Origin of the sequence: Acidisoma sp. L85 (assembly GCF_009765865.1) — a bacterium.
GTDB lineage: Bacteria > Pseudomonadota > Alphaproteobacteria > Acetobacterales > Acetobacteraceae > Acidisoma.
The window spans coordinates 17523-31691 of the sequence record NZ_LMUQ01000037.1 but is presented as its reverse complement, the minus strand read 5'-3'; the positions used below and the strand labels follow the sequence as shown (position 1 = coordinate 31691).

At 66.5% G+C, this 14169-nt stretch carries 13 protein-coding genes and 1 tRNA gene; 8 read left to right on the top strand and 6 right to left on the bottom strand.

The window, feature by feature from the left end:
* Positions 1-169 precede the first annotated feature (169 nt).
* Positions 170-544 carry a helix-turn-helix transcriptional regulator gene (locus GSQ83_RS31170; RefSeq protein ID WP_158802768.1) on the top strand — a complete coding sequence of 125 codons (375 nt, stop codon included), beginning with the start codon at positions 170-172 and terminating at the stop codon, positions 542-544.
* 7 nt (positions 545-551) lie between these two features.
* Positions 552-959 carry a DUF2000 family protein gene (locus tag GSQ83_RS09330; RefSeq protein WP_158802611.1) on the top strand — a complete coding sequence of 136 codons (408 nt, stop codon included), beginning with the start codon at positions 552-554 and terminating at the stop codon, positions 957-959.
* A 43-nt stretch (positions 960-1002) separates the two neighbouring features.
* On the opposite strand, the gene GSQ83_RS09325 is transcribed toward GSQ83_RS09330, so the two are convergent.
* Positions 1003-1077, bottom strand: a tRNA-Thr gene (locus tag GSQ83_RS09325).
* A gap of 590 nt (positions 1078-1667) precedes the next feature.
* Between GSQ83_RS09325 and GSQ83_RS09320 the strand changes: the two genes are divergently transcribed.
* Positions 1668-1853, top strand: coding sequence for a hypothetical protein (locus GSQ83_RS09320; protein ID WP_158802610.1), 186 nt, complete (start codon positions 1668-1670; stop codon positions 1851-1853).
* Here the strand turns inward: GSQ83_RS09320 and GSQ83_RS09315 are convergent.
* The 5 genes from GSQ83_RS09315 to GSQ83_RS09295 form a co-directional block, all read right to left on the bottom strand.
* Positions 1850-3553: a GMC family oxidoreductase gene (locus GSQ83_RS09315; protein ID WP_158802609.1), complete on the bottom strand. Its 1704-nt coding sequence runs from the start codon at positions 3551-3553 to the stop codon at positions 1850-1852. The two genes, GSQ83_RS09320 and GSQ83_RS09315, sit on opposite strands and share 4 nt — an antisense overlap.
* A gap of 203 nt (positions 3554-3756) precedes the next feature.
* A complete protein-coding gene (locus tag GSQ83_RS09310) occupies positions 3757-4926 on the bottom strand; it encodes an ABC transporter substrate-binding protein (RefSeq protein WP_158802608.1) in 1170 nt (389 codons plus the stop codon).
* A 36-nt stretch (positions 4927-4962) separates the two neighbouring features.
* On the bottom strand, positions 4963-5919 hold the full coding sequence (locus tag GSQ83_RS09305) for an ABC transporter permease (protein ID WP_216850018.1): 957 nt from the start codon (positions 5917-5919) through the stop codon (positions 4963-4965).
* Positions 5916-6890 carry an ABC transporter permease gene (locus GSQ83_RS09300; protein WP_216850017.1) on the bottom strand — a complete coding sequence of 325 codons (975 nt, stop codon included), beginning with the start codon at positions 6888-6890 and terminating at the stop codon, positions 5916-5918. The genes GSQ83_RS09305 and GSQ83_RS09300 overlap by 4 nt, the downstream gene beginning before the upstream one ends.
* Positions 6887-8422 (bottom strand): sugar ABC transporter ATP-binding protein, encoded by a 1536-nt coding sequence (locus GSQ83_RS09295; RefSeq protein ID WP_254065602.1) that lies wholly within the window; start codon positions 8420-8422, stop codon positions 6887-6889. Before GSQ83_RS09295 ends, GSQ83_RS09300 begins: the two co-directional genes overlap by 4 nt.
* A gap of 111 nt (positions 8423-8533) precedes the next feature.
* Here GSQ83_RS09295 and GSQ83_RS09290 point away from each other — a divergent pair, with 111 nt between their 5' ends.
* The 5 genes from GSQ83_RS09290 to GSQ83_RS09270 all read left to right on the top strand — a co-directional run bounded on the left by GSQ83_RS09290 (position 8534) and on the right by GSQ83_RS09270 (position 14016).
* Positions 8534-9271 (top strand): TetR/AcrR family transcriptional regulator, encoded by a 738-nt coding sequence (locus GSQ83_RS09290; RefSeq protein ID WP_254065583.1) that lies wholly within the window; start codon positions 8534-8536, stop codon positions 9269-9271.
* Between the two features lie 176 nt (positions 9272-9447).
* Positions 9448-10623: a Gfo/Idh/MocA family protein gene (locus GSQ83_RS09285; protein ID WP_174246647.1), complete on the top strand. Its 1176-nt coding sequence runs from the start codon at positions 9448-9450 to the stop codon at positions 10621-10623.
* Between the two features lie 4 nt (positions 10624-10627).
* A complete protein-coding gene (locus tag GSQ83_RS09280) occupies positions 10628-11797 on the top strand; it encodes a dihydrodipicolinate synthase family protein (RefSeq protein WP_158802607.1) in 1170 nt (389 codons plus the stop codon).
* Entirely contained in the window at positions 11794-12618 is an 825-nt protein-coding gene (locus GSQ83_RS09275) for a sugar phosphate isomerase/epimerase (RefSeq protein WP_158802606.1), read from the top strand. The genes GSQ83_RS09280 and GSQ83_RS09275 overlap by 4 nt, the downstream gene beginning before the upstream one ends.
* A 33-nt stretch (positions 12619-12651) precedes the next feature.
* Positions 12652-14016 (top strand): NAD-dependent succinate-semialdehyde dehydrogenase, encoded by a 1365-nt coding sequence (locus GSQ83_RS09270; RefSeq protein WP_158802605.1) that lies wholly within the window; start codon positions 12652-12654, stop codon positions 14014-14016.
* Positions 14017-14169: the final 153 nt, after the last annotated feature.

Genomic DNA, 14169 nt, shown 5'->3' with positions numbered 1-14169 from the left:
CCCCGCTCTTGCCGACCCGCCGGTCGGCGATCCAGGATTTTTGTCGACCCTCGTCGATGACCCGAAGCTCGCCACCGCGATCCGCGCGGCCTGCCTCGCGCTCGCTTCCCCAACCGAGCGCTTGACCCCGACGCGGCGCTCGATTCGGTCGTCGGCCTGCTGAGACCCCATTTCGGCCGCCCGGCGGGCGCGTGAACGGCTTCATGATGCTCTGTCCGAGGATATCGGCCTCGACGCGCTCGCCGACGATGCCGGCGCCGCGAACCGCTTCCATCTTGCTCGCGCCTTTCGCGCCGTCTGTGACACCCCGCCCCATAGCTACCTGGTGCAGGCGCGCCTCGTCCGCGCCCGTCAGCTCCTCCCTGAGGGCAAGCGTCCGGCCGAGACCGCGGCGACCTGCGGCTTCGCCGACCAGAGCCATCTCGGCCGCTGGTTCCGCCGTGCCCATGGCGTGACCCCGGCGGCCCATCGCGCCTGCTGCACGGATGTTCCAGACCGCGCGCCGAACCGGCTGAGATGCGCCCCTGCAAGCGGGGAGGCTTGAGGCCGGCATGATATTCGATACGAAGGTGGCGATCCTGGTTCTGGAGGATCTGGCGGCCTGGCAGAAGCTCAACGTGACGGCTTTCCTCGCCACCGGCATCGCCGGCGCGCCGGACGCGATGGGCGAGCCGTATGAGGACGCCGCCGGCCGCCGGCACGCGCGGTTACTCGGCCGACCCATCCAGATCTTCGCCGCCACGTCGGAGAGCCTTCTGCGCGCCCATCGTGCCGGGCTCGATCGCGGGCTGAGCCAAGCCGTCTATGTGAGGGCGATGTTCTCGACCGGCCACGACGCCGCCAACCGAGCCGCCTTCAAGGCGGAGCCGCCAGACGCCCCCGACCTTGTCGGTCTGGCCCTGCGCGGCCCGATGAAGGACGTGGACAAGGCAACCAAAGGCCCGAAGCTACATCCGTAGCTCGGCCGATCCGAGGTGGCGCCCGGCTAAGTCATTGAAAAGCTGGTGCTGCTGGAGGGGATTGAACTCTCGACCTCTCCCTTACCAAGGGAGTGCTCTACCACTGAGCTACAGCAGCGAAACCGACGCTTAATGGCGGCCTTGTAGGGGGAGACGCTGCGCCGGGCAACCCGCCGGACGCAATTAACTGCGACGCTGCGAGACACATGGGCGAGGCTCATCGCGGCTGGGCGAACTTCGGCGCCGAGCATTCGCGCCGACGGGTGGTCGTCGCAATCCGCTCGACCCGGCTCGCTCTGGTGCATAAGACCCTAACGCGCGGCGTTGTCTTCCGGAGACAACATCCTGCGGACCCTTCCGCTGTCTGCTGCCTCGAAGCTGAAGTCGAGGCATTCATCGGGCCGCCGCGCGCGAGCGACCTCGCGCTCGCAGTCCAATAGGGCGTGGTGACATCGTCACGATCCGCGCTCCCGGGCGGGGAGCGAGAACCGTCAAGCAACGGCAAGGAGAAAGCGGTCTCTGGTAGAATACGAGCGTCTATGACGATCCCTCGCTTACCAGCATCTTAACGAGAGCAGGGCGCGCTCTGCACTCGACAGCGGCTAACGGTCCGAGTCAGCGGGGTCAGCACCCTTGCCTCGTGATCGCCAAACAATGCAGCTCACGTCCCTCGCTTGACTGCACGCCCGCACCGGGCTTCCGTGGACCATGGCCACCGATCCGCCCGCATCCAAGCCGCATGTGACGCCCGCCGCCGAGGCAGCGCGTCTCGCGCGGGAGGAGCGGCAGGCTCAGGCGCTTCGCCAGAACCTTCGCCGCCGCAAGGCCCAGGATCGCGGCCGTGCCGAAGCGCCGCCTAAGACAACGGAAAGGCCCGACGCCGGCGAAGCCTAGCCCGCACGGCCATTGATCAGGTCGGCGATACGCTCGGCCATCATGATGATCGGGATATTGGTATTCGCCCGTGGAATCGTCGGCATCAGCGAGGCGTCGCAGATGCGCAGGCCCTCAAGGCCATGCACCCGCCCCTGACCATCCGTGACCGCCAGCGGGTCCGTCGCCCGGCCCATCCGGCATGTGCCCGACGCATGCCAAACCCCGCCCACAGCGGCCCCCAGAAAACTCGTCAGCGCCGCATCGTCCTTCAGCAGATCGTCGAGCCGGGTGCCCAGGGTGACGGCGCCGTGGATCAGTGCAGACCGGAACGGCCCCGCATGATCCAGAAGAGCGCCGAACAACCCTCGCTGCGCGGCGGTGACAAAACCCGCGCCCGCCAGCTTGGCGACGCGCGGCGAATAGCTCGTGGGGAAGGCCGTATCGGCCCAGCCCTTCATGAGCGGATGCGTCAGCGTGCGCGCGCAGAGCCTGAAACCGTATTTCAGCCGCTCCATGTCGCGCGCATCCGACAGCATGCGGAAATCGACCTTGGGTTCGTCCTGCGGATCGCGCGAAGCAAGTTCCACCGTGCCGCGCGAATAGGCTTTGTTCACCCAGAGAAACAGCGTGCCGACGCGCTGCCCGACGAAATGCCAGCCCGAGCGCGCGATGATCGCCGCATGCATATCCCCCTCCGGCGCGCCGGCCAGATCCGAGGAGAACCGCAGAATGGCGTGGTCGTGATGTTCACCGAGGTCGCGCAACCGCGCCGCCGGCGGCAGGAACGCGGAGACGGCGGTGGAGGGATGCTCCATGAGGTTCCGGCCGACTCCGGCGCGATCCAGCACCGCCGTAATGCCTAGCGCGCTGAGCGCCTGCGCGGGCCCGACACCGCTCCGCAGCAGCAGCGCCGCTGTATGGATCGCGCCGGTCGAGACGATGACCTCCTCGGCGCTGAGCGTCTCCGCGTCGCCACCCGCCGCCGGCCGCGTCACCGCGCCGGTTGCACGGGTTCCGTCGAACAGGATGCGGTCAACCAGGCGGTCCGTGATGATGCGCAGATTTGGGCGGCGCCTGACCTCGGGTGAAAGATAGGCGATCGAGGTCGGGATGCGTTCACCGTCGCGCGTGACGGCGATGGCGCTGGTGTAGATTCCGTCGGCCCATTCGCCATTCTGATCCGGCTTGGCGACATGCCCCTGCGCCGCGAAGGTATTGCTCACCGCCTTCACGAAGGGCGACATCGCGGCTTCGCTGATACGGCGGACGGATATCGGCCCGTCCTTGCCATGGAAAGGCCCGTCAAAGTCGAAGTCATGCTCGAGCTTGCGGAAATAGGGGAGGCAGGCGTTCCACGACCAGCCTTCGGCGCCTTCCGCGCCCCATTCGTCGTAGTCCCCCGGCGCGCCGCGATTGGCGACCATGGCATTGACGGCGGAGCCGCCGCCCAGCACGCGCCCCTGCTCATAGAGACGCGCGGTGCGCCCCTCGGTCTTGCCCCCGGGCGCACCGATGAAGGCTGTGAGTTTCGACCAGATATTGCCGGGATCGAGATAGGCGCGGCCGGGATAGCGGCTGCGGATGGTGGGCGACATGGTCTCGGCGGTGAGATCGCGCCCCGCCTCCACCAGCGTGACATCGTGTCGGCTGTTCTCGGTCAGCCGCGCGGCCAGCACGCAGCCGGCCGAACCGCCGCCCAGGATCAGGAAGTTCGTCATACCCTCAGTCTCCGCCTAGCCAAGCCGCTATCCGCATTCGTCATTTCGCCGCACTGTCATCCCGCGCACCCCGTCATCCTCGGCGAAGGCCGAGGATCCACGCCTGCCTAGCGGCGGCGAAGACGAAGGCGTGGATGCTCGGCCTTCGCCGAGCATGACGGTGTGGGGCGCGCCCGCTTGCTCAATGCCGCGCCAGTTCGCTCTTACTTCTTGCCGCCCCAGCGCTCCGGATAGCCCGGCAATGTCTCGCAGCCGCAGGTCGCGTAATGCAGCGGCGGCATCTTGGGATCGACATATTGCGCGAGATTCGCGCTGGTGATCAGCGGCTGCGGCAGGATCCAGTCCGGACCGTAAACCGGCTTGCCCTGCAACACATCCAGCGCGGCGATCAGCGCCGTGCGCCACTGATAGGCCGGATAGGTCGGCGCGATGCCCTTGAAGCCTTCCTGGTTCCACTTCTGCAGGTAATCCTCCTGATCCTCACCGGTGATAATCGGGTAATCCTGTCCCGCATCCTCGAAGGCTTCCGCCACCGCCACCGACATGGCGCCGAAATCGACCCATACCGCGTCGATCTTCCCGACCCGGCTGAGATAGTCGCTGACCACCGCTTTGGTCTTGGCATTATCCGCGCCGGTGAACTCGACGCCGATCGGCTTGATGCCCGCCGCCTTGAAGACCTTCGCCGCGGCGTCCGAGCGCGTCTCGAACACGTCGATCCCCGGCGCCGTCCGCAGCATCAGCACCTTGCCGCCCTTCGGCATATTCTCGACGATGAAGTTGGCGCCGGCCATGCCATAGGCATAGCCGCCAATGGTGCGAACGGCGGTGACGGGGCAATCGGTCCGCACATTGCGGTCGAAGGTAATGACCGGCAGCGACTTGCAGGCTTCCTCCACCACTGGGGTCAGCGCGTCCGAGGTATGTGGCGAGACAATCAGAACATCGCATTTTCCGCCGGTGACGAAGGCGCGGATATCGGAGATCTGCTTGTCGTCCTTGTCCTGCGCATCGGCGTAACTCAGCGATGCAATCTCCGACTTATGCAGGTCGGCCTCGGCCTGCATGACCTTCCAGCCGACCACGCGCCACGGGTTGCTGATGCTCGCATTCGAGAAACACACCCGATACGGCGGCGCCTTTTTGTATTTCGCGGTATCGACCATGTTGGTCGAGAGGCTCTGCTCCCAGGGCTTGTCGGCCGGGCCGATCGGCTTGGCGGACATCAGCGTCTGCTCATAGGCAAACTCCTTGTCGACCGCCGCCGAGTTGGTCGCCGCCGTCTGCGCCCGCGCCGCATGCAGACCGGCACAAGCAAGTGCGGCCACCGCAATCGTGCCCAGTCCGAGCCGCCAGGTCTTAGATTCAGCCATCGCCATTCTCCCCGTTTCGTTTGTTTTCATTGGAAGCTAAATGCGCCGTCCGCGCCGCGCCGAGAGCGCCGCCGCCGCGATCAGGATGATGCCTTGCACCGCGACGCGCATCGGCTCCGGAAATCCCACCAGATTGAGCAGGGTGAACAACGCATAGAGCGTGAGGCCACCGAAGACCGCGCCCAGCATGCTGCCCTGTCCGCCAAGCAAAACCACACCGCCGATCACCGCCGCCGAAATCGCCTGCAGCTCGTAACCCGTGCCGACATCCACCGAGACGCCGGAGAACCCGCCGAGAAGAATTCCCGCCGTGACAGAAGCCAGCGCGGAAATAACGAAGGTCAGCATGCGAAACCGCCGCACCGGTGCACCCGCGAGCTCGGCGGCGCGCGGATTGTCGCCGATCATCAGCAGCAGCCGGCCGAAATTCGTGCCATGCATCAGCCACGCCATGATAGCGATGCTGATAATCAGCACCACCACCGCGACCGGAAAGCGCCCGACCAGCGGCACATGCCGCCACACGTAGCGCCCGAAGAAGCGCAGATTGGCCGGCAGATAGCCGCCCGGCGCGCCGCCCGACCACATCATCGCGATACCCTTGACGGAGAGCAGCGTGCCGAGCGTCGCGATGATCGAAGGCACCTTGCCCCTGGCGACGATCACGCCATTGACCACGCCCACTGCGGCCCCGATGCCATAGGAGGCCAACAGCGCCACCCAGGTCCAGCCGGCGTCGCCGCCGGTGATCAGCGCGCAGGCCACCACCACCAGCGTGATGAGCGAACCGGACGCCAGATCGAATCCGCCCGCGATCAGCACGAAGCTCTGCCCGCAGGACAGGATGACCACCGGCGCCGCCCGTTGCAGCAGGCTGAGCAGCCCCGCCGGTGTGCGATACAGCGGACTCATCCAGCAGATCGCCGCCAGCAACACGACAAAGACCAGGATTGTCGGATTGATCCGACGCAGCGACGCGAGGCCGCGCGTCACGCCACATGCGCCTTCGTCCGGATGGTGTAGGAGGCGACAGCGCCCACCACGATGACGCCGCGCAAGACCTGGCCGAGAAACGGATCGATTTGCAGCATGTTGAAAACCGCATCGATCGTCGCGAAGACGAAGACGCCCGCGATGGTGCCCGCGACCCCGCCGCGCCCGCCCGACAGCAACGTGCCGCCGATGACGACGACCGCGATGGAATCGAGATCATAGCCGCCATCTCGCCCGACCCAGGGCGTTCCGGCACCGAGCCAGCTCGCGAGATACAAGCCACTGATCGCGGCGGTAACGCTCGCCGCGATATGCGCGCCGATGATGAAACGGTCGGTGCGGATCCCCGCCAGCCGCGCGGTCTGCACATTGCCGCCGACGCCGTAAAGCCGATAACCCGCCGCCGTGCGCGCCAGCACGAAGCCCGCCAGCGCCACCACCACGATCAGCAGCAGGATCGCCAGCGGCAGCCCGGCGACACGCCCATAGGCGAGCACGCGGAAACTCGCCGGCACGGATCCCGCCAGCGTTTCGTAGCTCGTGGTCAGCACACCCTGCAGCACCAGCCCGACGCCCAGCGTCGCGATCAGCGGGCTGACCTTCAGCTTCGCCACCAGAACGCCGTTGACCGCGCCGACGAGAATGCCGATGGCGATCGCCGCCAGCACGCCAAGCGCGATCGCATCCGTATTGCCGTTCATCACATGTGACGCGATGACCGCCGATACGCTGATGAGATTCGCCACCGAAAGGTCGATCGAGCCGACAAGCAACACCAGCGTCTGCCCGACCGCGACGATGCCCAGCGCCACCATGCGTTGCAGCAGGCCCATCACGCCCGACCAGGACAATTGCTCACCCTGCGCCGTGCCGAGCGCCGTCGCGGCATAGACGACGGCGGCGCAGATCACGAGCGCCAGTGGCAGACGAAATTTCGCGAGACCGCCGCGCGGGATCGCCGCTCCGCTCACGCCAAGGCCTCGGCTACCTGCGGCCCATGCACCGCATGCGCCATGATCGCTTCCTCGGAGGCTCCGGGCGGCAGTTCGACCACGATACGACCGCCCGCCATCACCGCGATACGGTCGCTCTCGCCGATGATCTCGGTGAGGTCGGAGGAAATCATCAGCACCGCGCCGCCGCTCTCCGCATAGTCGCGCAGCAGGCCGTAGATCGCCGCCTTGGCGCCGACATCGATCCCGCGCGTCGGCTCGGCGACGATCCATAGGCGCGGCTCAGCGGCGAGCCAGCGCGCGACGATGACTTTTTGCTGATTGCCGCCCGAAAGCCGCCCCACGGGCGCATCCACATCCGCCGCACGCATCTCGACCTTGCGGAACAGCGCATCGAAGATGGCGGGCGCGCGGTTACCCCGCGAGGGCAGTGCCAGCGCGCGCGACAGGCTCCGCCGCACCACCAGCGCATTATCCCGCAGCGATTGGCGAAGCCCCAGTCCCTCGGACTTGCGATCATCCGGCAGGAAAGCCACGCCGCGACGTACCGCCTCGCGCGGAGACCACGCGGCGGCCGCGCCACTCAACAGCGTGATCTCGCCGGAGGTGAAAGGCTCATCGCCAAAGATCGCTCGCGCCAGCTCCATCTTGCCAGAGCCCTCAAGCCCGGCGACGCCCATGATCTCGCCGGCCCGTAAGGTGAGGTTAATCCCCGCGAGATGCCCGTTGGCGCCGTCCTGGATTTGCAACACGACCGCGCCGGGCGGTCGGGTGGCGCGGGGTGGGAACAGGTCGCTGATCGGCCGCCCGACCATGAGGCGGATGACGGCATCGGGCGTGGCCTGCGCCGCCGTCAGCGTCGCCATGCCGCGCCCGTCCTTCAATACGGTGACGCGGTCAGCGATCTCGAAGACCTCGCGCATGCGATGTGAGATGTAGATGATGGCGACGCCCGTTGCACGCAGCTCGGCGATCACACGAAACAGCTTGCCGCTTTCCACCACGTCCAGCGGCGCTGTCGGCTCGTCGAAGACCAGCACGCGCGCATCGACCGCCAGCGCCTTCGCGATTTCCACCACCTGCTGCTCGGCGATGGTGAGATCGCCTGTCTGTGCCTGCGGCTCGATCGTCGAACCGAGGCGGCTTAGCGCCCGCCGCGCATCCCGGCCCATGCGGGCGCGATCCACTACGCCGCCACGGCTGGGCTCCCGCCCGAGGTAGATATTCTCGGCCACGCTACGATGCGGCAGCAGGCTGAGTTCCTGGTGGATAATCCCGATACCGGCGGCGCGCGCCTGGGACGGATGGGTGAACCGTCGCACGGTGCCGTCCAGGACGATCGTCCCCTCATCCGCCGGGAAAGCGCCGCTGAGGATCTTCATAAGAGTGGACTTGCCGGCGCCATTCTCGCCACACAGGGCATGCACCTCGCCCGCCCGGCAGTCGAAACCGATATGCGACAGCACGCGGACGCCGAGAAAGGATTTGGAGATGTCGCGCATCGTCAGCAGCGCTTCCGGCTCGGTCGTCCAGATGCTGATGGCGCCCATGGACGACACGCGCGGCTCTCCCTTAGCGATCCGGTCTTTTCCTCGGCCTCCGCCGTGTGAGCGGGAACCTAAATAACCAGTTGGTTATAAGCTAGGGAGCCTCGCGCGTGCTTGTCAAGGCGATCCGGCATCGTCATGGTCGCCACCATGCCCGCTGTTTCCAAACGCAGTCGAACGACCTCCGCCGCCGTCTCCCGCACCAAGATCGCCAAGCCCTCGGCAGCGCCCAAGCCGATCCTGATCCGCGACCCGGAACGCACGAGCGCCGCCATTCTTGCTGCATCCGCGAAGGAGTTTGCCGAGAAGGGTTACGGCGGCGCGCGCATCAACGCGATTGCCGCGCGGGCCGGCACGAACAAGCGCATGCTCTACCACTATTTCGGTGGCAAGGACGCGCTCTATCTCGCTGTCCTGGAAAGCAGCTACGTGCAGATTCGCTCGGCTGAACGAAGGCTGCACCTCTCCGAGCGCGACCCCGAGGATGGGATGCGGGAGCTGGTGCTCTTCACCTGGCACTACTACCTCGATCATCCGGAATTTCTCAGTCTCCTGCACACGGAAAATCTTCATCGCGCGAAGTTCCTGAAACGCTCGGCCCGGATTTTCGAGCTCAATTCGCCGCTGGTCGAGCAGATCGGGGATTTGCTGCGGCGCGGCGCGGATAGCGGCGTGTTCCGCCGGGAGACCGATCCCGTGAAGGTCTATATCGGTATCGCGGCTCTGGGGTTTTTCTACCTCTCGAACCGCTGGACCCTTTCGACCATCTTCCGCCGCGACCTACTGGCAAAGACCGAGACCGACGCTTGGGGCGAACACATCGTTCAGGTGGTTCTGGCTTCCCTCCGATAGGCGTCCAAACGCGCACCCGGACCGCGGAACTTCGCGGTCCCATCGGCAGTCGAGCGCCTGTCCCGTTCGCAGCCCACGCGCTTAGGCTAAGCTTGACATCCTGACCGTCCCCATGCTCGGTTAGTAACCACACGGTTACAACCAAAAAGACGGCAGGGACGGGGGAGAGGATCGCGATGGCCACCCAGCGGCTTGGCATCATCATGCACGGCATCACCGGGCGCATGGGCTACAACCAGCACCTCGTGCGGTCCATCGTCGCGATCCGCGATCAGGGCGGTGTGTTCCTCCCCAACGGCGATCGCGTGATGCCCGATCCGATCCTCGTCGGACGCAATCATGAGAAGGTCGCGGCCCTCGCTAAGCGCCATGGCATTGCCCGTGTCGCGATCGACATCGACCAGGCGCTCGCGAACCCCGAAGACACCGTTTTCTTCGACGCCGGCTCGACCCAGATGCGCGTCGCCCTGCTGAAACGCGCCATCGCCGCCGGCAAGCACGTCTATTGCGAGAAGCCGATTAGCGAGACGCTGCAAGAGTCACTGAACGTCGCGCGGCTCGCCCGCGACCGCGGCGTCAAAAGCGGCGTCGTGCAGGACAAGCTCTACCTTCCCGGTCTCCGCAAAATCGCCATGCTGCGCGACAGCGGCTTCTTCGGCCGTATCCTCTCGGTGCGCGGCGAGTTCGGCTATTGGGTGTTCGAGGGCGACTGGCAACAGGCGCAGCGCCCGTCCTGGAATTACCGGAAGGCCGATGGCGGCGGTATCATCCTCGATATGGTGCCGCATTGGCGCTACGTGCTCGACAATCTCTTCGGCGCGGTCGAATCCGTGAGCTGCCTCGGCGCGACCCATATTCCGCAACGCGGCGACGAGAACGGGAAGATCTATGAGGCGGATGCGGATGACGCCGCCTATGCCACCTTCCAGCTTGCGGGCGGCATCATCGCCCATATCAATTCCTCCTGGGCCGTGCGCGTGAAGCGGGACGATCTCGTCACTTTCCAGGTCGATGGCACGCTCGGCTCTGCGGTCGCCGGTCTCAGCCGCTGCTACAGCCAGCATCGCGTCAATACGCCGCGCCCGGTCTGGAACCCCGACCAGCCCCAGACGATGCGTTTCCAGGAACAATGGGACGAAGTGCCGGACAATCAGGTCTTCGAGAACGGCTTCAAGCTGCAATGGGAAGACTTCATCCGCCATGTCGTCGCGGGCACGCCCTGGAAGTTCGACCTGCTGGAAGGCGCCAAGGGCGTGCAGCTCGCCGAACTCGCGACGCAAAGCTGGCGGGAGCGCCGCTGGGTCGATGTCCCGGCGCTGAGCCTGCCCGAGGCGGCGCGGGCGGCGGCCTGACGCCATGACAAGCCTCATCCTGCCGCAATCCGGTGGCGGTCTCGGCTCCTATACGCTGACCGGCACGCCGCTCGCTTTGCCGAAGCCGGGCGCCGCGCCGCGTTTCAACCGAGTGGCCTTCGCGGCGGCGCATATCGTCGTCGATCCGCTGGCCGATAATGATCCCTGGCTCGACCAGGCGATCGATTGGGAGCGGACGATCGCTTTCCGCTCCTATCTCTGGGATCTCGGCCTCGGCGTTGCCGAAGCCATGGACACCGCGCAGCGCGGCATGGGCCTAAACTGGCAAGGCGCGCTCGACCTCATCCGCCATGCTTTGGCCGCCGCGAAAACGCGCCCGGGCGCCCTCATCGCCTGCGGCGCGGGCACCGACCATCTCGCAGCCAGCGCTGCCACCACGATTGACGACGTGATCAGGGCCTATGAGACGCAGATCGAGGCCATCGAAGCGCTCGGCGGCCGCATCATCCTCATGGCAAGCCGTGCGCTGACGGTCGCCGCCCGCGGCCCGGACGATTACGTCCGCGTCTATGACCGCATCCTGTCGCAGGTGAGGGAGCCCGTGGTGATTCACTGGCTCGGCGAAATGTTCGACCCGGCGCTTGCCGGTTACTGGGGCTCTCACGACCACATGGCGGCGATGGATGTCTGCGTCGACATCATCAACAGCCATGCCGACAAGGTCGATGGCGTGAAGATCTCGCTTCTCTCCGCCGAGAAGGAAATCCTCATGCGCCGCCGCCTCGCGGCCGATATCCGCATGTATACAGGCGACGACTTCAACTATGCTGAACTCATAGCGGGCGACGACGAGGGCTATTCGCATGCGCTGCTCGGCATTTTCGATGCCATCGCCCCCGCCGCCTCGGCGGCGCTTGCCCGCCTGGCTGAGAACGACGAGGCCGGTTTCCACGCCATCCTGGCGCCGACCGTGCCGCTCTCCCGCCATATCTTCAAGGCGCCGACTCGCTTCTACAAAACCGGCGTGGTCTTCCTCGCCTATCTCAACGGGTTGCAGGACCACTTCCACATGCTCGGCGGCCAGCAGAGCACGCGGTCGCTCGTCCATCTCGCCGAACTCTTCCGCCTCGCCGATCAGGCCGGTGTCTTGCACGATCCCGATCGCGCGGCGGCGCGCATGAAGCGCGTGCTCGCGATTGGCGGCGTCACGTGAAGCGCGCCGGTCTCTCGATCAACCTCGCCACGCTGCGCCAGCAATACAATCTGCCGCAAGCCGTCGATGCCTGCCTCGCCCAGGGCATCACAGCCATCGCGCCTTGGCGGGATCAGGTCCATGCGGTTGGCTTAGCGGAGGCCGCGCGCATCGTGCGGGAGAATGGTCTGACCGTGACCGGCCTTTGCCGAGGCGGCATGTTCCCCGCCGCGACACCCGAGGGACTCGCCGACGCCATCGAAGACAACAGGCGCGCGGTGGATGAGGCGGTCGCACTCGACGCCGAGTGCCTCGTCCTCGTCGTCGGCGGCCTGCCCGCCGGCTCGCGCGACTTGCCCGCGACGCGCGCCATGGTGGTGGATGGCTTGGCCGCGCTACTGCCCTATGCCCAGGCCCAGGGAATGCCCATCGCCATCGAGCCGCTGCATCCGATGTATGCCGCCGACCGCGCCTGCGTGAACACGTTGGAGCAAGCGCTCGACCTCTGCGACATGCTGGGTGACGGCGTGGGCGTGGCGATCGACGTCTATCATGTGTGGTGGGACCCGCGCCTCTACGCCCAGATCGCCCGCGCCGGGCGGGATGGCCGCATCCTGGCGCATCATATCTGCGACTGGCTTGTGCCGACGCGGGATCTGCTGCTCGACCGTGGTATGATGGGCGACGGCGTGATCGACCTGAAGGCGATCCGCGCCGAGATAGAGGCTGCCGGTTTCCACGGCCCGCAGGAGGTCGAGATCTTCTCGGCCGAGGATTGGTGGAAGCGTCCCGGCGAGGAGGTCATCGCCACCTGCATCGAGCGCTTCAACACCGTTTGCTGATAGCGGCGCACCAGACGCCGAGGAGGAATTGCCATGAGTTTCGAATCACGCAATCCGGCGACGGGCGAGCTGCTCGGCACCTATCCCGAGCATGACGCCGCCGAGACCGACAAGCGGCTGCAACTGGTCTGGGACGGCTGGCAGCGCTGGTCCCGCACGCCCCTGCCTGAGCGCATCGCCTTCCTCCTCCGCCTCGCGGATTTGCTGGAGGCGCGTGCCGAGACCTATGGCCGCCTCATCACGTCCGAGATGGGCAAGCCGCTGCCTGAAGCCATCGGCGAGGTCAAGAAAGCCGCCTCGGGCGCCCGTCATTTCGCGGAAGCCGGCGAGGGCTATCTCGCGCCACAGGCCATTCCTGGCACGCCCGCTCATATCATTCACGAATCGGTCGGGCCGATCTTTGGCGTGATGCCCTGGAACCTGCCCTTCTGGCAGGTGCTGCGCTTCTTCATCCCGGCGGCGCTGGTCGGCAACACCGTCATCGTCAAACATGCCGAGACCGTACAGGGCTCGGCGGAGGCGCTAGAGACTTTGGTGCGTGACGCCGGCGGTCCGGAAGGCCTCTACGTCAACCTCGCGATCGAGCGCGACAAGTCGGCGGCGGTGATCGCGGATCCGCGGATCCGCGCCGTGACCGTCACCGGCAGTGTCGCCGCCGGCCGCGCGGTTGCGGCGGAGGCCGGGCGGCATGGCAAGAAGGTGGTGCTGGAACTTGGCGGCTCGGACCCCTTCATCGTGCTGGAGGATGCCGATCTCGCCCAGGCCGTGAAGCTCGGCGTGGTTTCGCGTTATTCCAACAACGCGCAAAGCTGCATCGCCGCGAAGCGCTTTCTCGTCGCCGAGTCGCTGGTCGAGGCCTTCACTAAGGCTTTCGTCGAGCAGGCCGCCGCTTTGCCGATGGGCGACCCGGCGAAAGACGGCATCAAGCTCGGCCCGCTGGCGCGCGGGGACCTGCGCGACAATGTTCACCGCCAGGTGCGGGACGCGGTGAAGGCTGGCGCCCGGGTGCTGACGGGTGGAGAAATCCCGGCCGGGCCCGGCAATTTCTACCCGCCGACCGTCCTCGTCGGCCTGCCGCCCGATGCCGCCATCGCGCAGGAGGAGTTCTTCGGCCCCGTCGCGATGATTTTCCCGTTCAAGACTGAAGAAGACGCGATCCGCCTCGCCAACGCGACCGAGTTCGGGTTGGGGGCCGCGGTCTGGAGCCGCGACCTGGCCCGCGCCCATCGCGTCGCTGGCCGGATCGAGGCGGGCGCCATCTTCATCAACGATTTCACCCGCTCCGACCCCCGCGCGCCATTCGGCGGCGCCAAGGGCTCCGGCTTCGGCCGGGAACTGGGGGCTCTGGGCGCGCTGGAGCTGACGAACGCGAAACTGGTGTGGCAGGGCGGCGCGTAACCCACCCCCCAACCCCTCCCTTCCAGGGAGGGGAGCCGCCACGACTCTTCACCCCCCCTGCAAAGGGAGGGGCCGGGGATGGGTGTGCCCGCCGCACCCCCAGGCGCTTTACGCATTTGCCCCCACCCTCCGGCTAGGTTAGAGCGCGTCATT

Coding starts and splice junctions, on each gene's coding strand:
- GSQ83_RS09285 (WP_174246647.1), top strand. CDS start 9,448: ATGGCCACCCAGCGGCTTGGCATCATCATGCACGGCATCACCGGGCGC.
- GSQ83_RS09280 (WP_158802607.1), top strand. CDS start 10,628: ATGACAAGCCTCATCCTGCCGCAATCCGGTGGCGGTCTCGGCTCCTAT.
- GSQ83_RS09330 (WP_158802611.1), top strand. CDS start 552: ATGATATTCGATACGAAGGTGGCGATCCTGGTTCTGGAGGATCTGGCG.
- GSQ83_RS09310 (WP_158802608.1), bottom strand. CDS start 4,926: ATGGCTGAATCTAAGACCTGGCGGCTCGGACTGGGCACGATTGCGGTG.
- GSQ83_RS09320 (WP_158802610.1), top strand. CDS start 1,668: ATGGCCACCGATCCGCCCGCATCCAAGCCGCATGTGACGCCCGCCGCC.
- GSQ83_RS09270 (WP_158802605.1), top strand. CDS start 12,652: ATGAGTTTCGAATCACGCAATCCGGCGACGGGCGAGCTGCTCGGCACC.
- GSQ83_RS09315 (WP_158802609.1), bottom strand. CDS start 3,553: ATGACGAACTTCCTGATCCTGGGCGGCGGTTCGGCCGGCTGCGTGCTG.
- GSQ83_RS09295 (WP_254065602.1), bottom strand. CDS start 8,422: ATGGGCGCCATCAGCATCTGGACGACCGAGCCGGAAGCGCTGCTGACG.